This is a genomic window from Nocardioides sp. (genome assembly GCF_047606145.1).
Lineage (GTDB): Bacteria > Actinomycetota > Actinomycetes > Propionibacteriales > Nocardioidaceae > Nocardioides.
This window is the reverse complement of sequence record NZ_JASGET010000155.1, coordinates 1-19,426: the sequence shown is the minus strand read 5'-3', so window position 1 is coordinate 19,426 and position 19,426 is coordinate 1. Positions and strand designations below refer to the sequence as shown.

Annotated in this window: 19 protein-coding genes; 10 read left to right on the top strand and 9 right to left on the bottom strand. The window is 70.0% G+C overall.

Translation table 11 applies throughout. From position 1 onward, the window contains the following. The first annotated feature begins 228 nt into the window (after nt 1-228). The gene (locus QM638_RS21570; RefSeq protein WP_415145475.1) at nt 229-486 is read left to right on the top strand and encodes a hypothetical protein; all 258 of its coding nucleotides are present in this window, start codon (nt 229-231) and stop codon (nt 484-486) included. Nucleotide 487: 1 nt separating this feature from the next. Here QM638_RS21570 and QM638_RS21565 read toward each other — a convergent pair whose 3' ends face one another. Beyond that, nucleotides 488-973 (bottom strand): hypothetical protein, encoded by a 486-nt coding sequence (locus QM638_RS21565; protein WP_415145473.1) that lies wholly within the window; start codon nt 971-973, stop codon nt 488-490. A 24-nt stretch (nt 974-997) separates the two neighbouring features. Between QM638_RS21565 and QM638_RS21560 the strand changes: the two genes are divergently transcribed. After that, nucleotides 998-2,062, top strand: a complete 1,065-nt coding sequence (locus QM638_RS21560; protein WP_415145471.1) for a serine/threonine-protein kinase — start codon at nt 998-1,000, stop codon at nt 2,060-2,062. 238 nt (nt 2,063-2,300) lie between these two features. Here the strand turns inward: QM638_RS21560 and QM638_RS21555 are convergent, their stop codons facing one another. Together QM638_RS21555 and QM638_RS21550 are read right to left on the bottom strand one after the other, a co-directional pair. Beyond that, nucleotides 2,301-2,843 (bottom strand): PIN domain-containing protein, encoded by a 543-nt coding sequence (locus tag QM638_RS21555; protein ID WP_415145469.1) that lies wholly within the window; start codon nt 2,841-2,843, stop codon nt 2,301-2,303. Beyond that, complete coding sequence (locus QM638_RS21550; protein WP_415145467.1) at nt 2,843-3,334, bottom strand: helix-turn-helix domain-containing protein; 492 nt, start codon at nt 3,332-3,334, stop codon at nt 2,843-2,845. Before QM638_RS21550 ends, QM638_RS21555 begins: the two co-directional genes overlap by 1 nt. Before the next feature lie 41 nt (nt 3,335-3,375). Here QM638_RS21550 and QM638_RS21545 point away from each other — a divergent pair, with 41 nt between their 5' ends. After that, entirely contained in the window at nt 3,376-3,864 is a 489-nt protein-coding gene (locus tag QM638_RS21545) for a plasmid mobilization protein (RefSeq protein ID WP_415145465.1), read from the top strand. Between the two features lie 942 nt (nt 3,865-4,806). Here the strand turns inward: QM638_RS21545 and QM638_RS21540 are convergent. Next, nucleotides 4,807-5,565, bottom strand: a complete 759-nt coding sequence (locus QM638_RS21540) for a helix-turn-helix domain-containing protein (protein WP_415145476.1) — start codon at nt 5,563-5,565, stop codon at nt 4,807-4,809. A gap of 156 nt (nt 5,566-5,721) precedes the next feature. Here QM638_RS21540 and QM638_RS21535 point away from each other — a divergent pair, with 156 nt between their 5' ends. Then, entirely contained in the window at nt 5,722-6,402 is a 681-nt protein-coding gene (locus tag QM638_RS21535) for an alpha/beta fold hydrolase (protein ID WP_415145463.1), read from the top strand. 19 nt (nt 6,403-6,421) lie between these two features. Here QM638_RS21535 and QM638_RS21530 read toward each other — a convergent pair whose 3' ends face one another. Next, nucleotides 6,422-7,111: a TetR/AcrR family transcriptional regulator gene (locus tag QM638_RS21530; RefSeq protein WP_415145461.1), complete on the bottom strand. Its 690-nt coding sequence runs from the start codon at nt 7,109-7,111 to the stop codon at nt 6,422-6,424. A 221-nt stretch (nt 7,112-7,332) separates the two neighbouring features. On the opposite strand from QM638_RS21530, the gene QM638_RS21525 reads away from it, so the two are divergent. Beyond that, nucleotides 7,333-8,175 (top strand): aldo/keto reductase, encoded by an 843-nt coding sequence (locus tag QM638_RS21525; protein WP_415145460.1) that lies wholly within the window; start codon nt 7,333-7,335, stop codon nt 8,173-8,175. 70 nt (nt 8,176-8,245) lie between these two features. On the opposite strand, the gene QM638_RS21520 is transcribed toward QM638_RS21525, so the two are convergent. From QM638_RS21520 to QM638_RS21510, 3 genes are all read right to left on the bottom strand, one after another. Continuing rightward, a complete protein-coding gene (locus tag QM638_RS21520) occupies nt 8,246-8,683 on the bottom strand; it encodes a TIGR03618 family F420-dependent PPOX class oxidoreductase (protein ID WP_415145458.1) in 438 nt (145 codons plus the stop codon). A 126-nt stretch (nt 8,684-8,809) separates the two neighbouring features. Then, nucleotides 8,810-9,334 carry an SRPBCC domain-containing protein gene (locus tag QM638_RS21515; RefSeq protein WP_415145456.1) on the bottom strand — a complete coding sequence of 175 codons (525 nt, stop codon included), beginning with the start codon at nt 9,332-9,334 and terminating at the stop codon, nt 8,810-8,812. Nucleotides 9,335-9,403: 69 nt separating this feature from the next. Beyond that, nucleotides 9,404-10,159: a type 1 glutamine amidotransferase domain-containing protein gene (locus QM638_RS21510; RefSeq protein ID WP_415145455.1), complete on the bottom strand. Its 756-nt coding sequence runs from the start codon at nt 10,157-10,159 to the stop codon at nt 9,404-9,406. A gap of 107 nt (nt 10,160-10,266) precedes the next feature. Here QM638_RS21510 and QM638_RS21505 point away from each other — a divergent pair, with 107 nt between their 5' ends. Together QM638_RS21505 and QM638_RS21500 are read left to right on the top strand one after the other, a co-directional pair. Then, nucleotides 10,267-11,235: a LysR family transcriptional regulator gene (locus QM638_RS21505; protein WP_415145453.1), complete on the top strand. Its 969-nt coding sequence runs from the start codon at nt 10,267-10,269 to the stop codon at nt 11,233-11,235. Between the two features lie 132 nt (nt 11,236-11,367). After that, nucleotides 11,368-13,254 (top strand): acetate--CoA ligase, encoded by a 1,887-nt coding sequence (locus QM638_RS21500; RefSeq protein ID WP_415145451.1) that lies wholly within the window; start codon nt 11,368-11,370, stop codon nt 13,252-13,254. Nucleotides 13,255-13,328: 74 nt separating this feature from the next. Here QM638_RS21500 and QM638_RS21495 read toward each other — a convergent pair whose 3' ends face one another. Then, nucleotides 13,329-14,384: an alpha/beta fold hydrolase gene (locus tag QM638_RS21495; RefSeq protein WP_415145450.1), complete on the bottom strand. Its 1,056-nt coding sequence runs from the start codon at nt 14,382-14,384 to the stop codon at nt 13,329-13,331. A 146-nt stretch (nt 14,385-14,530) separates the two neighbouring features. Here QM638_RS21495 and QM638_RS21490 point away from each other — a divergent pair, with 146 nt between their 5' ends. From QM638_RS21490 to QM638_RS21480, 3 genes are all read left to right on the top strand, one after another. Beyond that, on the top strand, nt 14,531-16,300 hold the full coding sequence (locus QM638_RS21490; RefSeq protein ID WP_415145448.1) for a sigma-54-dependent Fis family transcriptional regulator: 1,770 nt from the start codon (nt 14,531-14,533) through the stop codon (nt 16,298-16,300). 124 nt (nt 16,301-16,424) lie between these two features. After that, nucleotides 16,425-18,050 carry a flavin-containing monooxygenase gene (locus tag QM638_RS21485; RefSeq protein ID WP_415145446.1) on the top strand — a complete coding sequence of 542 codons (1,626 nt, stop codon included), beginning with the start codon at nt 16,425-16,427 and terminating at the stop codon, nt 18,048-18,050. 116 nt (nt 18,051-18,166) lie between these two features. Then, complete coding sequence (locus QM638_RS21480; RefSeq protein WP_415145444.1) at nt 18,167-19,309, top strand: intradiol ring-cleavage dioxygenase; 1,143 nt, start codon at nt 18,167-18,169, stop codon at nt 19,307-19,309. Nucleotides 19,310-19,426 lie beyond the last annotated feature (117 nt).

The following is a 19,426-nucleotide window of genomic DNA, read 5'->3' as shown; positions in this document are numbered from 1 at the left end:
GGTCATCGTTGGTGTCCTTCTTCGAGTCGGATGTGAGAGTTCACTCGAAGGATCACCCGGTGGCCGTCGCCTACTTCGGCAGCGACACGCTCACCGGGATCCGTACACCACTCTGCCGGACGTCACTTCAAACGTCTACGGCTCGAGAGGCAGGAGAGTGCACTGGCCGCGGCCGCCGCTCGGGAGCAGGCACGCACGCGACGCGTAGACCATGACCGGAGCGCCGCGGTGCAGCCTGCTGCTGCGGCGGACCTGGACGTTGCTGCCGCACGAGCGGCAGCGCTGGAGCTGAAGGTCCGTCTCGATGCGGCACGCGAGCAGGTGCGGAAAGAACGCGACCGTGCCGACAAGGTTCTCGACGTCGCGGCACAGCTCGTCGAGTTGCTCCGTGACGCTTCACGCTCGGCGAACGACCTGGACGACGTCGCCGAAGGGTTCTCCTCGGCCCTGACCCAGCTGCTGGCGCCAGACACCGCTCCGGAGTAAGTCAGCGGTTCGCGAACAGGCCAGAGAGGCCAGCGGCCGCAGCCTCGGCCCGGTCCTTCTTGGCGACCTTGGTCTTCGCGTCGGCGTCCATGTCCTTCTTGTCCTTGCCGTACAAGCGCCCGCACTCGACCCCAGCACGGAGGTGGGTGTTCGCGACGTGGCCGATCGCCGCGGCGCTGAGCGCGCCCTCGATGACGAGACGGATCTTCGGCCCGTCGGCGTTACTGCGGCTGCGGTGGAAGTCAGCGCGCCGCACAATGACGATATCCGGCTTCAGCGTGGTGATGCGGCCAGAGACGTCGGCGTAGAACTGGCCGGCGATCTCCGCCCACCGCGTGTGCGTGGTCGTGAGGTCGAACTCCCTGGACACCGACACGTCGGCCAAAGTCGGCACGGTCGAAGCGCCGAACGGGTCCTCAAGCAGGACCGCGCGCACGACGGGACGGCTTGGCGTCGGCAACGCGACCGCAAGTCCAAGAGCGAGCACGACTTTCCCCTTACGTTGTTTCCCATGACGAACCCCATGCTGCCCGGAAACCTGCCCGTTGGGCGGCGTATCCGCAACCGGTACCAGGTCGTCGGGTACCTCGGCGGCGGCGCGAACGGACGCGTGTACGAGGTGTGGGACGAGTGGCAGAACCAGCGTTGTGCGCTGAAGATGCTCAACTCCACCAACTTCGGCACCTGGGCCGAGGCGACGGTCCTCACCAGCCTGCACGGCGACTACATCCTGCCGATCCTGAACACCGACGAAGAGGCCGGCGTCCCGTTCATCGTCACCAAGGTCCTGGAGAACGGCTGTACCGAGGACCACATCGTCTCCGGCGTCGGCGTCCCCGTGGACCAGGCCGCCGAGTGGGTGCGCCAGGCCGCGGTCGGCATCGCGCGCGTCCACGACACCGGCCTCGTCCACATGGACATCAAGACCGGCAACCTCTTCCTCGACGACGACCACCGCGTCCTCGTCGGCGACTTCGGGCTCTCCAACCAGATGAACGCCAACGGCATCGCTTTGGCCGGCGGAGGCAGCCCAGAAACCATGGCCCCCGAGATCGCGGCCGGGCAGCTCGCAACCGTTCGCACCGACGTGTACTCGCTCGGCGCGACCCTCTACCACCTGCTGGCCGGCGACTGGCTGAATCCGGCCCTGCGTCCGATCAGCGACTGGAACCAGCTCATGGCAGCCGTCGCCGCCCACGGGACTCCGCGGCCCCTCGGTGAGGTGGCGCCGCACGTCCCCGTCGGACTCCGAGCGATCATTATGAAGGCCATCGACCCAGACCCAGCCAAGCGGTACGCGACCGCCGACGAGTTTGCCGCCGCCATCGGCGCCCGCAGCCGGCCGACCCGAACCTGGACCCGCGACCTGCCCTGCACCGGCCACACGACCTGCTTCACCGGCACCAAGGCCGGTGCCAGCACCCTCAAGGTGTGTGCCGTCCCCACCGGCAACCGCGGGCGCCACGTCATCGAGTCACACCGTGTCCCTGCGGGTAGACGGATCAACCCGTGGCCAGAGGCCACAGCCGCCCAGCTCGCGTCCAAACTCAGCGGGCACCTGCGCCAGCTCGGGTAGCTGTGATGTCCAAGCAGGATGACGTGTTCGGTCTCAAGTTCGCCGCCTCGGTCAGGCCCATGACGGAGGCAACGCCTCTGCCACTCCTTAAATCTGCCCTAGAGCACTTGTCCGGATCTGCCGAGATGAGTGCGTCAAACCGCCGCGAGTGTCTCGGGTGGCTCTGGTGAGTGGGTATCTGATCGGATCAGATGACCTGCGCGTCGTGGTGACGGCGGAGGCAATCACGGCCACGACCTCACCTGAGAGCGCTCACCGTTGTCGGCGTTTCGGTCGCGAGGCTGAGGAGTACGTCGTCGGCCGTCGCGCCTGGGCGCCAGGTTGCGGCGATTGAGGTAACGATCTGACGCATGACGCCCGTGTTGAGTTCGGCGAGTTGGGCCAGGAAGGCATCGGGGTGCTGTGCTTCCACGTCGTGCGGCGCCAGGGAGCCTGCCGGGAAGTCGATCAGGTTCTTGGTGACGATGACATCGGCGCCGGCCTCGATCGCCGCGGCGAGGACGTGACGGTCGTCGGGATCGGGCAGGTCGAGATCGTCGATGCGGTGCTCGTAGCCCTCGACCTTGACGTCGCGTACCGCGCGGTTCATCAGCTCGCGGGTGCGGTCGAGCCTCTCGGCCGAGAGGTCGGGCCGGTTGGCCTGCAAGTTGCGGAAGGTCTCATCGAGGATCTGGTCGGTCCACTTCGCCTGAACCAATCCCACGAGCGCGACGCGGATCAGGACGTCGCGCAGGGTGCTCGGGTAGAGCACGTTCGCGTCGTACACCGCGACCAACGGCATCAGGCAAAGCCGAGCGCATGAGTCATCGCCGAGAGCTCATCGGCGGCTGCCTTCCGCTGCTCGTCGTCGGCGCGCAAGTAGGCCAAGAGGGAGGAGGTCTTGACCCGTCGGTGGGTGCCGACGAGACGATGCTCGATCTTGCCCTCGTCGAGCAGCCGGATCACGAAGGGCCGGGAAACATTGAGTAGCTCGGCCGCCTGCTGGGTGGTCAGTTCAGCGTTGGCGGGCACGAGGGTCACGCCCTCGCCTCTCGCTAGGTTCTCCAGCGCACCGCCGAGGAGGTTGAGGATCGCCTTGGGCACGACGACCTCCTCGCCGGATTTGGCGAGCTTCAAGGTGACGGGGGCATGCGCGTCGACGTCGGCATCGACAGCACTCGCGAGAATCCGAAGTGCGGCGCGCGCGAGCTCGACATCGCCGTCCTCGGGAACGACAGAAGGCATCGCCGTCATATCAGCCTCCAAACGCAACAGATGCAGTAAACGAAACAAACGAAATCCTAGCAGATCGTCCTGAGCCGGAAGTTCGAAGAGTGCTGGAGTTCGGTGAGGATGATCGGTCGTTCATGGTGGACGACAACGTCACGGCTCTGTGTTGCGCTATATATACAAATGCAACACAATCGATCGGAGATGTGGTGCTGATGGAGTGTGAGAGCTCGTGGCGGGTCGCCGACGCGTACGGACCTTGCGGAGGAGCGGGGATGATGGATCCGAGGGCTGATGCGAAGGTCGCGGCCAACTACAACGAGACCCAAGACCTGACCGACTTCGACCCCGCGGAGAGCGAGCCGATCACGATCAAACGCAACGTCACGATTTCGGTGCGCTTCTCCGAGGAAGAGATCACCGAGCTCCGTGCACGCGCCGAGCAGACCAGCGTCAAGGTCACCTCGTTCATCCGGACCGCAGCGTTGGAGGCCACGCGGCCGATCGACCGAACCGCCTTGGCCGACCTCGTCCGTGACTTGGAGCAACGTGCTCACCAGATCGTCGAGTTCGCAGCATCCGACCGCATCTGAAGAGACGGGACGACGCTCCCAGCATTCAGCTTGGGCTCCGGCCCGAGTAATCTCCGGATGTCGGTGGATTGGCCGCCGGCTACAACTCAACATCGCTGGTGCTACCCCGGGTAGCACAGACCTGGCCCAACCGTAGGTAACGGGAGGCAACGGAACCTGAGATCCACGCTCAGGAAGCGGGTGACGCTGTTCTGAGCGTGGATCCCCGTTGGTTCAACTCCCCCCTCGTGCACGTCGGGGTGGTTAACAGAACCATCCGGAGTGCATTGACAGAACGGCCGGCCAGGGAGACCTGACCGGCCGTCTCGCTTTCCGGAGGCTCTTCCTGGCTGCGACAGGTGGCGTCAGGGGCTTCGTCGGCGTGTTCGTGAGCAGCGCGCTTCTACGTCCGCACTGCTCAACCTCGCCCGGCGATCGTGATCCGTCTGATCGCCCGCCGTCGCCGCGGCATCGCCGATCCTGCCTTCGCTGTCAGGCGGAGTCGAGTGACTCGTCGGTCGTCCTCGTGGGGGTCGGCGTGGACCGGGCCGTCTCGCCGGGGGCGCCGACCGTATTGGGCCATGGTCGGCTGCTCCACCCGGGCCGACGGCGAGCTCGCGCTCGGCCTCACGATCGCGGGAGTCAGCTCCAGGATCAGCCCGAGCGTGCGACTCCCGGCCGCACCGCCTTGCGCGCTCAGTCGGTCGAGGTCGCGGCGGTTGGGACCTCGCGGAGCAGCCCGCGCCGATCGCGAGTCCACGCGACACCGCGCGCATCGGTGAGCTCGATGCGCAGAACCATGTGCTTCCCGCTCCGGGTGTAGGGGCGGTACCGGGACAAGTCGTCGACCGGCTCGGGAGACGCCCACGTGAACGTCGGATGGCGTTCGACGACGAACGTCCCTGGAGGAAGAATCTCCCCGTGCCCATCGCGACAGACGGCCCGCGTGTGAACGTCCTGGTCTCACCCTGGGCGTTCGTCCATCCCGGGCGCGCGGCGTCGGCTCTGTGAGCTGGCCCGGTGGCGCCCGGGGGTCGTGCCGACGAGCTGGGTGAAGGCCGCGATGAAGCTGCTCGGGTTGGTCCATCCGCAGGCATGCGCCGTCTGGTTGACGTCGCATCCGCCGGCGAGGAGAACGAGTGCGTGATAGATGCGCAACTGCGTGCGCCATTCGTAGAAGGTCATGCCGAGCTCGCCGCGGAAGAGCCGACTGAGGGTGCGGCTGCTGGCACCGACCGCCTGGCCGAGCTCGGCCAGCGAGGAGTTGTCGGCGGGATCGCCACGAAGCATCTGCGAGATCGCCTGCAGCCGGTCGTCTCGCGGCTCGGGCAACAGCAGCGGTCGCTCGTGCGCCTCGTCCAGTTCGTCGACGAGGACGTGGCGGAGGCGGTCGTCGGCCTCGGAGCTGCGGGCGGGTCCGGCCGGGTCGTCGTGGTGGCCACCCGTCAGGGCGAGCAGGACCTCGCGGGCGAGGCCGGAGGCCAGGAACACGACGGGTCGCTCCGGCAGCAGGCGAGCGAGCGCCGGGGTGAGGAAGACGATGCGCATGTCGGTGTCGCCGTGGGCGCGGTGTCGATGACTGACGCCTGCGGGGATCCAGGCGACTCGGTTGGCCGGGACGATCGAGGTGGCGTCCTGGCTGTGCATCGCGAGTACGCCGCTGGCTGCGTAGACCAGGTGACCCTCGGAGTGCGACTGGACCTCACTGGCTCCACCCGACAGCCATAGGTGCCGACCCCCGGACGGCCAGACACGCGACGCCGCGGGTCGCCGGGGGGATGGTTGGCGGCGAACAGGCATCAGGCGTCATCGTAGCGGTAGCGCGCCACCGGCGACCTGACCAGACTGCGAACAACGTCGTCAGATCGGAAGAGAGACATGACCACCTTCATCCTCGTACCGGGCGCATGGCACGGATCCTGGTGCTTCGAGGCGGTCGCTCCGCTCCTGGAGCGCGCCGGCCACACGGTCCACGCCTTGACGCTGACGGGCCTGGGGCCCGAGGACGACGGCGCGACGGTGGCAAGCGCCAACCTCGACACGCACGCCCGGGACGTCTTGAGTCTCATGGATCGTGCCCGGATCGGTGGGGCGACGCTGGTCGGCCACAGCTACGCGGGGATGGTGATCTCGGCCGCGGCCGACCGCGCGGGCGGGCGCATCGCCCGTCTGGTCCATCTCGACGCCTACGTTCCTCGTGACGGCGAGTCGTGCTGGTCGCTGACCACCGAGGCCTATCGCAAGGCGTTCATCGAGGGCGCGGCGGAGACCGGGTACGCCGTCCGCCCGCCGTTCCGGGCTCCCCACGGCGGCGATCCCCGCCGCCGCGCCCACCCGCTGGCATCCCTCATCCAGTCGATCCGGCTCACGGGCGCGGTCGATCGTGTCCCCCGGCGCGACTTCGTGTACTGCTCCGGATGGGAGGACGACACCCCCTTCGCCGGGCTCCGCGCCCGGCTCCACGCCGACCCGGGCTGGCGCGTGCACGACCTGCCCACCGCGCACAACGCGATGCGTGAGGCACCGGGCGCCGTGGCGGACCTCCTCCTCGACGAATGACCCCGGCCGCCAGTCGGACTCAGGCGCCGGCCTCGTGGGCGCCGTCCACCGGTGTCCTTCCCGCCTCTCTACGCGCGGCCGCTCCGTCGGGTCCGGCCGCCGGTGGCCCGTCCGGCCGCTCCGGCCACACCAACCGCAACTGGTCGAGCACCTCGCGCTGGGACAGGGACGGCAGACGGAACATCAGGCGGTGATAGATGGGTGCGACCACCAGGTCGAGGATCGCCGACGGGTCGATGTCGTCGGGCAGTTCGCCGGCGCGGATCCCCCTCTCGATCAGCTCCAGGGCGACCGCCCGACGGGGCATCAGCCAACGCCGCCGGAGCTCGGTCCCGGTGCGCTCGTCTCGCACGGACGCGGCCAGGACCTGTCGCACGAGCTCGCCGGTGTCCGAGTCGGCGATCCGCCGCAGGGCGAGCAGATGCTCCGCCATCGCGGAGCGAGGGTCGGCGTCGCTGGCGTACTCCAGCGACGCTGACTCGCGCTCGAGCATCCCCTCGAGCAGGACCGCGGCAGGGGAATGCCACCACTTGTACACCGTGGTCCGGCTCACGCCGGCGGCCTGCGCGATCGCGTCCACGGTCAGGCGCTCGACGCCGTGTTCGACGGCGAGCCGTACGGCGGCCTCGATGATCGCGCGGTGGACCGTCGCGCTCCGCGGACGCCCGCGGCGTCGTACCGGTTCGGGCGGCATGGATGCGGTGCTCACACGTCCTCCTCGTGCCGGTGGTGCGAGCAGACGCGCCCTCGGTACGGCGTCTCGGGCCAGCCTAATAACTGGACGATGTGACCACTATATGCCAGGATGGACGTCCCGTCTCCCGACGAGGTGATCGGCACCCGAGGTCACCTGGCAGACGGCATCCCGAACTGAGCCGCGGGCCGCGATCGGCGCAGCCGAGGTCGATCCGCGCGAAAGGTGCACTCACGATGACTGACGTTCCCACCATGACCGCCGCCCCTGCGGGCCTGTCGCTCCCGGTGCTCGGATTCGGCACCTACCGGCTCAACGGGTCGGCCGGGGTGGACGCCACCGTGCGAGCCATCCACCGCGGCTACCGGCTGCTCGACTCCGCGTTCAACTACGAGAACGAGGGGGCGGTCGGCAACGCCGTACGCCGCTGCGGGCTCGACCGCGCCGAGCTCGTGGTCACCTCCAAGCTCCCCGGCCGGCACCACCGCCGCGCGGAGGCGATCGCGACCGTCGAGGAGAGCCTGTATCGCACCGGCCTGGACTACCTCGACCTCTACCTGATCCACTGGCCCAATCCGCGCGTCGACAGATACGTCGAGGCCTGGGAGGCGCTCATCGAGGCGCGCGAACGCGGCCTGGTGAAGGCGATCGGCGTCTCGAACTTCCTCCCGCAGCACCTCGAGCGGTTGCGCACCGAGACCGGCGTGCTGCCGGCGGTGAACCAGATCGAGCTGCATCCCTACTTCCCGCAGGAGGAGCTCCTCGCCTACGACGCCGAGCACGGCATCCACACCGAGGCGTGGAGCCCGTTGGGCCGAGGCAACGACCTCCTGGCCGACCCGGTGATCACCCGGATCGCCGCCTCTCACGGGGCGACCCCCGGGCAGACCGTGCTGGCCTGGGCGATCGCCCGCGGCGCGATCCCGCTGCCCAAGGCCGCCTCCGACGCGCGGCAGACGGAGAACCTCGGTGCGCTGGATCTCGAGCTGACGCCGGAGGACGTCGCCGCGATCACCGGCCTGGGTCGCCCGGACGGTCGCACCGCCGGACAGGACCCGGCCGTCTACGAGGAGTTCTGAGCCGGGTCGTCGGTCGAGACGGCCTGATGGGTCCCCGCCCGCACCTCGCCGAAGCCGCCTCCGGCGCGGCTCAGACCGAGGCCTGGTCGCTGTCCTTGAACGCTCCCCAGCCGTGCCAGCGGTCGATCCGCATGCGCGCGGTCACCCGGGCGCGCACACGATCGGGATAGGGCTGCCCGGTGTAGTGCCGGGAGATCCTGTCGATGTCGGTCAGTCCCTCATCGGTGCGCAGGTCGACCACGCGGCCGAGGAGAGTGACATGGGTGTACCAGTCACCGTCCTGCAGCACGGTGAGGGTCAGCCGCGGGTCGGCGCCGAGGTGCCGCAGCCGCACCCGGCCCTCGTCCAGGCTGAGCAACACCGAGCCTGCGCCGCCCTCGGACTGGTCCCAGACGTACCAGGTGGGTGCCGATACCGGTGCGCCGTCCGAGCGCAGGGTGGCCATCACCGCGGGGTTCGGCCGTCGAAGCATCTCGACGGCGTCGGCGGGTAGCGGTGGACGGGACACGATCCTTCTCCTTCGCACTGGGGTGTATTTCGGGCATTCGCGTCGCCTCGTCGGTGGAGCCTGCCGATCGGGGGTCGGACCGATCCTGCCCGATGCCGGCGAGCACCGGCCGAGCCGTCCGGGACCTCAGTCTCGGGCGGCGGCGACGAGGCCGTCGAGCCAGGCCTGATGGCCGTTGAGCATCGGATTGGGGCGCTGGGCGGCCAGCGCAGCGGCCGGTTCGCCGTGCTGGACCTCCTGGGTGAGGATCCGGACGCGCCCGCCGGGCAGGTTCTCGACCAGCCAGGCGTGACGTACGTCGAGGCGTTCCTCGGGGCCGCCGTCCTGCCGGGCGGTCCAGGCGAGCCGGCCGGGCGTCGCGTCCGCCGGGGGAACGAGCTCGACGACCTGGGCCGACAGGGGTGGGAAGCCGAAGGTGGAGAAGCTGAAGTCGATCTCCGCGGTCAGCCGCGGCCCGTCTCCACCGGGGAAGGCGATGTCGGAGACGTTCTGGTAGTAGGACTCCCAGGTCGAGGTGTCGACGAGGTAGTGCCAGACGTCCTCGGCGGTGAGACCGGAGACGATGACCTCGTTCGAGACGAAGTTGTCGCCGGTGCCGGGCAGGTAGTGCTCGGGCCAGAGGATGGCGTTCTCGACGGTGGCGGTGGTCATGACGGCCTCCTGGCTGGTCTTTGGGGGCGATGAGGGACGAGCCGGGCCGGATGAGCCGGGCCGGGTCGGTCAGGACAGGCGGTCGGCGAGCGCGGTTGCCAACGGCGCCGAGGAGGCCGGGTTCTGTCCGGTGAGCAGGTTGCCGTCGGTCTCGAGATGCGGGACCCACGGCTCGCCGGCGCGGACGGTGAGCCCGGCCTCGGCGAGGCGGGTCGCGAGCAGCCACGGGACGCGGTCGGCGAGGCCGCCCTGGCGCTCCTCCTCGTTGGTGAAGGCGGTGATCGTGCGGCCGGCGAACGCGTTGCGGCCATCGGATCCGGTCGCGGCCAGCAACGCGGCCGGACCGTGGCAGACGACCGCGAGCGGCTTGCCGGAGGACAGTGCGTCGGCCAGCAGACGCCCCGAGACCGCGTCGACGGCCAGGTCCTGCATCGGCCCGTGCCCACCCGGCACGAAGACCGCGTCGAAGGTCGCGAGGTCGATGCCGGCGAGATCGGCAGGGTGGGCCAGCTCCGGCGAGGACGCCACGACCGACCTCAGCTGCGCGGCCGCCTCCTCGCCGCCGGCGCCGGCGGCGGTCAGGCTCGCCGGGTCGGCCGGCGGCAGGACGCCGCCCGGGGTGGCCACCGTGACCCGATGCCCGGCCCGAGTGAGGATCTCCAGCGGGGTGACCACCTCCTCGGCCCAGTAGCCGGTCGGGTGGTCGGTGCCGTCCGTCAGGGTCAGGTGATCGGCTCCGGTCACCACGAAGAGCACGCTCGCCATGGTCTGCTCCTCCTCGGTCTCGTCGGTCTCGTCGGGCTCGGTCCCGGCTCGTCGGGACACTCCAGGCCCCGTCGGCCTTCACGATAGGCCGCAGGCGATCGTCTGACCAATAGGTCGAACTCGTCTGCCATCGGAGATTCGATGGCAGATCGCGTTAGGGTGAGGTCGTGTCCGAGGCCTCGTCCGCCGCCGTGCCCCCCGAGCCGCCGGGTGTCGTTCCCGTCCGCGGGCCCGCCGCCGACCTCAACCTGCTGCGGACCTTCCTCTCCGTCTATCGCGCCGGCTCCCTGACCGCCGCGGCACCGGCACTCGGACTCTCCCAGCCGACGGTCACCGCCCAGATCCGCACCCTCGAAGAGCGCTCCGGCCGCCAGCTGTTCACCCGGCTACCCCGCGGGGTCCAGCCGACCGCCGCCGCGCACGAGCTCGCCGGCCGCATCGCCGGCCCGCTGGACGCGCTCGCCGCGGCCGACCATGGCCAGGACGAGCCGCGCACCACGCCCGTCCGGTTGGCCGGACCCTCCGAGCTGCTGTGCACCCGCGTCCTGCCCGCCCTCGCCGGAGTGGTCGCCGACGGCGTCGAGCTGCGCGTCACCCAGGGCATGACCGACCCGCTCCTGGAGGAGATGCGCGCCGGGCGGCAGGACCTCGTCATCACCACCCGCAGGCCACGCGGACGCGGCTTGGTCTCGGTGCCGCTGGGCGACGAGGAGTACGTCCTGGTCACCTCGCCCGACTGGGCGGCACGCATCGCCTGCCGCCGCGACGCGGAGGCCGCCGAGCTCTGCGTCGCGCTGCGCGAGGTGCCGCTGGTCAGCTACGCCGAGGACCTGCCCATCGTGCGCCGCTACTGGCGCACCGTCTTCGGCAAGCCGGCGCCCGCCGGCCACGCCGCCCTCACCGTGCCGAACCTGCACGCCGTCGTCGCGGCCGTCGTCGCCGGCGCCGGATACAGCGTCCTCCCGCACTCGCTGTGCGTCGAGCATCTGGCCGCCGGCCGACTGGCCGCCCTCGACGAACCCGAGGAGCCTCCGCTCAACACCCTCTTCCTGGTCCAACGACCCGGCGCCGACACCGACCCCGCCGTCATCCGGGTGCGTGACACGCTCCACCGTGCCGCGCGCACCTGGCGGTAGGGCCGCGGCGACGCCGCCGAGCCGAACCACCCCGAGGGTGCCTGGCCCGGCGTACGATCCGGGTCATCCCAGGCGCTGCCGGGACTGTCTCATTCTGGGACGCCGCGGCGGCGGAGGAGTGTCTGATCATTCATGAGCATGGCGACCTATCGCGCGACGTACGAGAAGAGCTTGACGGATCCCGAGGGCTTCTGGCTGGAGGCGGCGGAGCTGCTCGACTGGTCGGCCCCGCCGACGCGGGCGCTGGACGACTCGGCGGCGCCGTTCCACCGGTGGTATCCCGACGGCGAGCTCAACGTGTGCCACAACGCCCTGGACCGGCATGTGGAGGCCGGGTACGGCGACCGGGTCGCCATGATCTACGACTCGCCGGTGACGCAGAGCGTCACCTCGACGACGTACGCCGAGCTGCGCGACCGTGTCGCGCGATTCGCGGGGGTGCTCCGGGACCTGGGGGTCACCGCCGGCGACCGGGTGGTGATCTACCTGCCGATGATCCCGGAGGCGGTGGTCGCGATGCTCGCCTGTGCCCGGATCGGCGCGGTGCACTCGGTGGTCTTCGGCGGCTTCGCGCCGGCGGAGCTCGCGGTGCGCATCGACGACGCCGAGCCGAAGGTCGTCCTGACGGCGTCCTGCGGGATCGAGGGGAAGCGCGTCATCGAGTACAAGCCGATGGTCGACGAGGCGCTGAGCCGCACCCGGCACCAGCCGTCGGCCTGCGTGGTGTTCCAGCGACCGCAGGCGGCGGCGCGGCTCGGCGAGCGCGACGTCGACTGGGTGCAGGCGGAGAGCGCCGCGAGGCCGGCGCCCTGCGTGCCGATGCCGTGCTCCGCGCCGCTCTACATCCTCTACACCTCCGGCACCACCGGGAAGCCGAAGGGCGTGGTGCGAGACGGCGGCTATGCGGTGGCGCTGACCTGGTCCATGCGCAACATCTACGACGTCGGCCCCGGCGAGACGATGTTCACCGCCTCCGACGTGGGCTGGGTCGTGGGCCACTCCTACATCGTCTACGGGCCGCTCCTCGCCGGCGCGACCACCGTGCTGTACGAGGGCAAGCCGGTCGGCACTCCGGACGCGGGCCAGTTCTGGCGGGTCGTCCAGCAGCACCGGGCCGTCGCGCTGTTCACCGCACCGACCGCGTTCCGCGCGATCCGCCGCGAGGACCCCGCCGGCGCCCTCGTCGAGGGGTACGACGTCAGCAGCCTGCGACACCTGTTCCTGGCCGGCGAGCGCCTCGACCCCGAGACGCTCGCCTGGGCACGGGAGACCCTCGGCGTCCCGGTCGTGGACAACTGGTGGCAGACCGAGACCGGCTGGCCCATCGTGGCCAACCCGGCCGGCCTGGGGCTGATGCCGGTCAAGCCCGGGTCGCCGACGGTGCCGATGCCGGGCTGGGACGTGCAGGTCCTCGACGAGGCGGGCAACCAGGTCCCGCCCGGCGAGGACGGCGCCATCGTGATCCGGCTGCCGCTGCCGCCGGGGTCGTTGGTCACCCTGTGGCGGGACCAGGACCGCTACCGCAGCTCCTACCTCTCCTGGTATCCCGGCTACTACCTCACCGGTGACGGCGGCCGGATCGACGACGACGGCTACGTGTTCGTGATGGGTCGCACCGACGACGTGATCAACGTCGCCGGTCACCGGCTCTCCACCGGCGCGCTGGAGGAGGTGCTGGCCCAGCACCCCGACGTCGCGGAGTGTGCCGTGATCGGCGTACACGATCAGCTCAAGGGGCAGGTGCCGCGAGCCCTGGTGGTGCTGAAGGCCGGCGTCGACCGCGGTCACGACCAGGTCGAGGCGGAGCTGGTGGACCAGGTGCGCCGGGAGTTCGGCGCGGTCGCCAGCCTGCGGCAGGTCTCGGTCGTCTCGGCGCTGCCGAAGACCCGGTCGGGCAAGATCCTGCGCAAGTCGATGCGCGACATCGCGGACGGGCTGAGCGTCACCCCGCCGTCGACGATCGAGGACCCGACGGTGCTCGACGGCCTGCGCTCGGTGCTGGTCGCCGAGCAGCGGTAGCAGTCACCGGGCGACATCAGCGACACCAGGCCTGCCGGCGCTTGGTCACCGGCCCCAGCGGCAGCGGAGGGCGGTCAGCTGTCGAGCAACTCGGTGAGGTAGGCGTCGACCTGACCGATGTAGGTCGGAGCGACGCCGAAGAGCGCCAGGTGCCCGAGCACGTCGTCGATGACCCTGAGGTCGGAGTTCGGGGTCAGCACCTGCTCCGCCTGGTGGTCGCGGACCGGGAAGAACATGTCCTCGCTGATCGGCATGATCCTGACCTTGGCCGTACTGCGTGCCAGCGCGGCCGCCAGGTCGCCACCGGTGTGGCGGGCGACGTCGCCGTGCTGCCACTTCCAGGCCGTGCACAGCAGGTCGTTGGGATCCATGACGGTGAAGTAGGGCTCCAGGAAGCCCTCGATGAACGCCTCCTTGGAGTCGAACTCGAGGGCCCGCCACACCTCCTGCTTCCAGAACTCGGTGGAGAAGCCCATCACCGCCCAGATGCCGGCATGGCGCTTGAGGCCCTCGACCACGTCGGCGTTCGAGGAGTACTCGCCGCCGTTGAACCCGGGGTCGGAGGTGATCGCCTCCACCAGCGCCTTGGTGTAGAGGAAGTCGTGCGGGGTGTTCTGGGCGGTGCCGGCGATGGGTGCCGCTCGCTTGACCTTGTCCGGGAACCGGACGATCCACTCGTAGGTCTGCTGCGCGCCCATCGACCCGCCGACCACCAACTGCAGGGTCTCGATCCCGAAGTGCTCGCGGAGCAGCTGCTCCTGAGCGCGTACGTCGTCCCCGATGCGGACGTGGGGGAACCGCGACATCGCGATCGCCTGGTTGGGGCCGCTGGCGTTGTGCGGACTGGTGGAGAGACCGCCGCCGATCTGGTTGATCACCACGATGAAGTACTTCTCCGGGTTCAACGCGTGCTCGGACCCGAGGTAGACGTCACGGAAGATCTGGTGAGTGCCGGAGTACCACGTGGTCACCAGGATCGCGTTGTCCTTGGCCTCGTTCAGCTCGCCGAAGGTCGCCACCGCGAGGCTCAGGTCCGGGATCGTCCCGCCCTCCTCCAACGGGAACTCGCCGATGCTGATCAGGTCGTAGTCGCCGTGGAACTCGTGACCGTAATACGGGTTCTCGATCATCGCTGCTCGACTCCTGCTCTCGTCGTACCTGCCCGGGCACGCACGACTATGGGAGGTGTCCCGGTCACGGAGGTGTCCCATGACGGGACACACCGCCGGATTGACCCGTCGCGCAGAATGTGACAGGAGACACAGGGAGGTGCCGAGTGAGCGACGATTCACCTGACCGGCGCTTCCAGCTCGCCCTCGCGCGGGCGGACTTCGTCGACGGCGCGCCGAGCCCGACCCTGCAGGCGGTGCCCACCACGATCCTGGCGTCCTGGCGGCGCAGCCTCGACCAGGGGGTCTCTCCCTCGTACGTCGACAGCCCCTACTTCCACGACCTCGACACCTCCTCCCGGCTCGTCTACTGCGCCGACCCGGTCATGGATCAGCTCGCCGAACAGCTGGCCGACCTGCCGACCTGCATCGCGCTGAGCGACGACAAGGCCCGCATCCTGGCCCGCCGGGACGGCTCGCAGACCTTCGCCCGGGCGACCGACCGGGTGCACTTCGCCGCCGGGTTCGGCTACGCCGAGAGCGAGGTCGGCACCAACGGCGTCGGCACCGTCTTGGAGTCGGGCGCCTCGGTCCACGTCTCGGGGGCGGAGCACTTCGTCGACTCGCTGCACAACTTCGCCTGTGCCGGCGCCCCGATCCGCGACCCGATCACCCATCGCGTCGAAGGCGTGCTCGACATCAGCTGCTTCGCCGACCACTCCTCCCCGATCATGCACTCGCTGGTGAAGTCGGCCGCCGCCCAGGTCGAGCGGAACCTGCTGGCCGACCGCAGCCCGGGCCAGCATGCCCTCTTCGAGGTCTACTCCCGGGTCGAGGCCCGGAGCCGCGACCTGGTGATCGCGGTCGGTCCGCGGATGGTGATCGCGCCCACCGCGATCTCGACGATGCTCGACGCCACCGATCAGGCGGCTCTCCACGAACACGTCCGCTTCCTCATGCACCGGCACACCACCGTCGATGACCGGATCGACCTGCCGTCGGGAACCCGGGTGCGGCTGCGCGCCTCGGCGGTGTCGGTCGGCAGCGAGATCGCGGGCATGGTCTGCGTAGTGGTGAAGCTCGACGGGCGGCGCGAGGAGCCCTCGCCGGGTCGCGATCGGCCTCGGGTGCTGCCGGGTGGCGTCGTGCAGAGCGGTACGCCGGCCATGGTGGCCGCCGCCAGGACGGTCGCGGCGGCGCTCGCGAACCGCGAGCCGGTGCTGATCCTCGGCGAGCGGGGCAGCGGGCGGGCCTTGCTGCTGCGCCGCCAGCTCGAGCGACTCGCCCCCGGCGCCTCGGTCGTCGAGCACGACCACGAGGAGACGGAGCGCGACCCCGGTGGAGTCGCGGCGAGCGTCGTCGGGCAGCGGGATGCCCTCCACGTGCTGCGGGATCTTGACCGGCTCGGTCCGGGCTCGGTCCGGCTGCTGGTGAGCGCCTTTCGCGACGCGAGTCCCGGTGCGACGTACGCCGCCACGGCGCTGCCGGTCGCCGATCCGGCCGCGCCGTACCCCTTCCTGCACCTGTTCGGCGCCTCGGCCACGGTGCCGCCGCTGCGACACCGGACGGCGGATCTGCCGACGCTGTGCGCCGCGCTGCTGGCCGAGCTGGCACCGCACCGGGAGGTGCGGCTCTCCCCCGAGGCCCAGCGGATCGTCAACGGCTTCCGGTGGCCGGGCAACCTCAGCCAGCTCCGGGAGGCGCTGGCCGCGGCGCTCCAGCGGCGACCGGTCGGGGTGATCGAGAGCACCGACCTGCCGGCCTACTGCCAGTCCGCACCGCGGACCGCGCTCAGACCGGTCGACCAGGCCGAGCGGGACGCCATCGTCGCCGCGATCCGGGTCGCGGGCGGCAACCGGAAGGCCGCCGCGGAGGCGCTCGGCCTGGCTCGCTCGACCCTCTATCGCAAGCTGCGGCAATACGGGATCTCCGACTGACCCGACTGACCCCGGCTGACCCCGCCGGCCTGCGCCGTGTCCGGTTGTGGGACACCTCGACCGCGTGGGACGCGCCACACGATGGACGCCGTCGTGATGCAGACACCACAGAGAGGGAACGATGATGGCGCCATCGACTGCGGAGGTTGACACCGCCGAACGGGTCGACGCGGTGGTCCTCGGCGCTGGGGTCGCCGGGCTCTACCAGCTGCACCAGCTGAGGGAGGAGGGCCTCACGGTCCGCGCCTTCGACGCGGCCGGCGACGTCGGCGGCACCTGGTACTGGAACCGATATCCGGGAGCGCGCTTCGACTCCGAGGCGTACATCTACCAGTACCTGTTCGACGAGTCGCTCTACAAGGACTGGAGCTGGACCGAGAAGTTCCCGGGCCAGCCGGAGATCGAGCGCTGGCTGCACTACGTGGCGGATCGGCTCGACCTGCGCAAGGACATCACCTTCGACACCCGGATCACCAGCGCCCACTACGACGAGGAGCGCCGCCGGTGGACGGTGCGGACCGATCGGGGCCACGTCCTCGACACCCAGTTCTTCGTCTCCTGCGCCGGCATGCTCTCGGCGCCGCTCACGAACCAGTTCGCCGACCAGGACTCCTTCGCCGGCCAGCTCGTCTACACCTCCTCCTATCCGGCGGAGGGCGTGGACGTCGTCGGCAAGCGGGTCGGTGTCGTGGGCATCGGCGCGACCGGCATCCAGGTGATCCAGACGATCGCCCCGACGGTCGGCCACCTGACCGTCTTCGCGCGTACGCCGCAGTACACGCTGCCGATGAGGAACCCGGCGTTCGGTCCGGCGGAGCAGGAGGCCTACAAGGCTCGCTTCGGCGAGCTGAGGTCGACGATCCCGCACACGTTCACCGGGTTCGAGTACGACTTCCAGCACGTGTGGGAGGAGTGCACCCCCGAGCAGCGCCAGGACATCCTGGAGGAGATCTACCAGGACGGTTCGCTGAAGCTGTGGCTGGCGTCGTTCGGGGAGATCTTCTTCTCCGAGGAGGTGAGCGAGGAGGTGTCGGAGTTCGTCCGCGCCAAGATGCGGGCCCGACTCGAGGACCCGCACCTCATCGACGTCCTGGTTCCGACCGACTACGGCTTCGGCACCCACCGGGTGCCGTTGGAGAACGGCTATCTGGAGGTCTATCGCCAGGACAACGTCGACCTCATCGGCGTACGCGACAACCCGATCGCGCGGTTCCGGCCCGAGGGCGTCGAGCTGAGCGACGGCACCGTCGTCGAGCTGGACGTCGTCATCCTGGCGACCGGCTTCGACGCCGGCACCGGGTCGTTGAGCCGGATCGACGTCCGGGGGCGCGACGGCCGCTCGTTGAGCGCGGAGTGGAGCCGCGACATCCGGACCACCATGGGGCTGGCCAAGCACGGCTTCCCGAACCTGCTCACCACCGCCACCCCGCTGGCGCCGTCGGCGGCGCTGTGCAACATGACGACCTGTCTGCAGCAGCAGACGGAGTGGATCACCGGCGCGATCCGGTCGCTGCGGGCCGAGGGCAAGACGACGATCGAGCCCACCGCGGAGGGCGAGGATGCCTGGGTCACTCACCACGACGAGACGGCCAACGCCACGATCGTCACCAAGACCGACTCCTGGTATCTGGGCTCCAACGTCCCGGGCAAGCCGCGCCGGCTGCTCTCCTACATCGGCGGCGTGGGCACCTACCGGCAGAGGTGCGAGGAGGAGGCGGCGATGGGCTACCCCTCCTTCGTCCGCTCCTGACTCACCGGACCCGGGCTGGGTCTCGCGGCGCTCTCGCCGCGGCACCCAGTCCGCCAGAACGCGATTCACCGTGCGCTGACAGGCCCGTCACAGGCGCGGAGGCGACTCTTCTCGGCATGTCTTGGACCACTCGCCGCACGATCATCCGCTCGACCAGCCTGGCCGCGTTGGCGGTGGGCGCCACCGCCGGAGTCCGCGAGCTCATCGGGAGCGCCACCGCCGCCGTACCGACCAGCAGCTCCGCCACCGCCCTGGCCACCTCCACCGGCTGTGCCACGCTGTCGTCGGAGATGACCGAAGGCCCGTTCTGGGTCGACGAGCAGCTCAACCGCTCCGACATCACGGCGGACTCCGAGGACGCCACCGATGTGCAAGAAGGCGTCCCGCTCACGCTGACCATCAACCTGACCGACGCCTCGGCGGACTGCACTCCGCAGCCGGACATGTACGTCGACATCTGGCACGCCAACGCCCAGGGCGTCTACTCCGACGTCTCCGGCTCGGGGAACCCGGACGAGACGGGGGTGGACTGGCTGCGCGGCTACCAGGTCTCCGACGAGGACGGCTCGGTCACCTTCACCACCATCTGGCCCGGCTGGTACGTCAGCCGCACCATCCACATCCACGTCCGCATCCGGACGAGCCTGGATGAGGACACCGCCATCAACTTCACCACCCAGCTGTTCTTCGACGACGACATCAACGACGAGGTGATCGCCACCAGCGACTACCAGAAGTCGAGCAGCCGCGACACCACCAACGACACCGACAGCCTGTACGACGCCGCGATGGTCGTCCCGGTCTCCGGGTCCACCACCGACGGCTACACCGGGGTCTTCACCATCAACCTGGACTTCGACGACGGCGAGCCGAGCGGGACCGCCTCGGCCAGTGCCTCGGCCAGCTCGACCGCGACCTCCACTCCGACCGCCGGCGCGACGGCCACGACGACGGCCTCGGCCGACACCGTGGTCCGCGCGCACGTGATCGCGGCGCATGTGATCCGTCGCGGCGGCCGCCGCGTCGTGGTGGTCCGCTCGCACAACAACGAGAAGGTGACGGCCAAGGTCCGGCTGGTGCGCAGCGACAACGTGCTGGCGCACCGCCGTTGGGGGTGGTTGTCGCGGGGCACCCACCGGCTCGCCTTCGCCGTGCCGAGGAGGATCAAGGCCGGCAAGGCGAAGGTGAGCGTGATCTACGCCGACCGGGCCGGGAACGCCAAGGTCGTGCGGGTGCCGGTGCACCTACCGCACAGGTGAACGGAGCCGTCTGAGGTGCCCGGCGTCCCGGCTCAGGGCCGGGCGCTGGGCGACGGGGTCGCCGCGGTGGCGGCGTCGACCGGCGGCGCGGCCACGTGCCGCCGGGGAAGCAGCGTG

Excerpts from the sequence above, each read along its gene's own strand:
- QM638_RS21560 (WP_415145471.1), top strand. The coding sequence starts at position 998 with ATGACGAACCCCATGCTGCCCGGAAACCTGCCCGTTGGGCGGCGTATC.
- QM638_RS21495 (WP_415145450.1), bottom strand. The coding sequence starts at position 14,384 with ATGATCGAGAACCCGTATTACGGTCACGAGTTCCACGGCGACTACGAC.
- QM638_RS21480 (WP_415145444.1), top strand. The coding sequence starts at position 18,167 with ATGTCTTGGACCACTCGCCGCACGATCATCCGCTCGACCAGCCTGGCC.
- QM638_RS21525 (WP_415145460.1), top strand. The coding sequence starts at position 7,333 with ATGACTGACGTTCCCACCATGACCGCCGCCCCTGCGGGCCTGTCGCTC.
- QM638_RS21485 (WP_415145446.1), top strand. The coding sequence starts at position 16,425 with ATGGCGCCATCGACTGCGGAGGTTGACACCGCCGAACGGGTCGACGCG.
- QM638_RS21515 (WP_415145456.1), bottom strand. The coding sequence starts at position 9,334 with ATGACCACCGCCACCGTCGAGAACGCCATCCTCTGGCCCGAGCACTAC.
- QM638_RS21535 (WP_415145463.1), top strand. The coding sequence starts at position 5,722 with ATGACCACCTTCATCCTCGTACCGGGCGCATGGCACGGATCCTGGTGC.
- QM638_RS21500 (WP_415145451.1), top strand. The coding sequence starts at position 11,368 with ATGAGCATGGCGACCTATCGCGCGACGTACGAGAAGAGCTTGACGGAT.
- QM638_RS21555 (WP_415145469.1), bottom strand. The coding sequence starts at position 2,843 with ATGCCGTTGGTCGCGGTGTACGACGCGAACGTGCTCTACCCGAGCACC.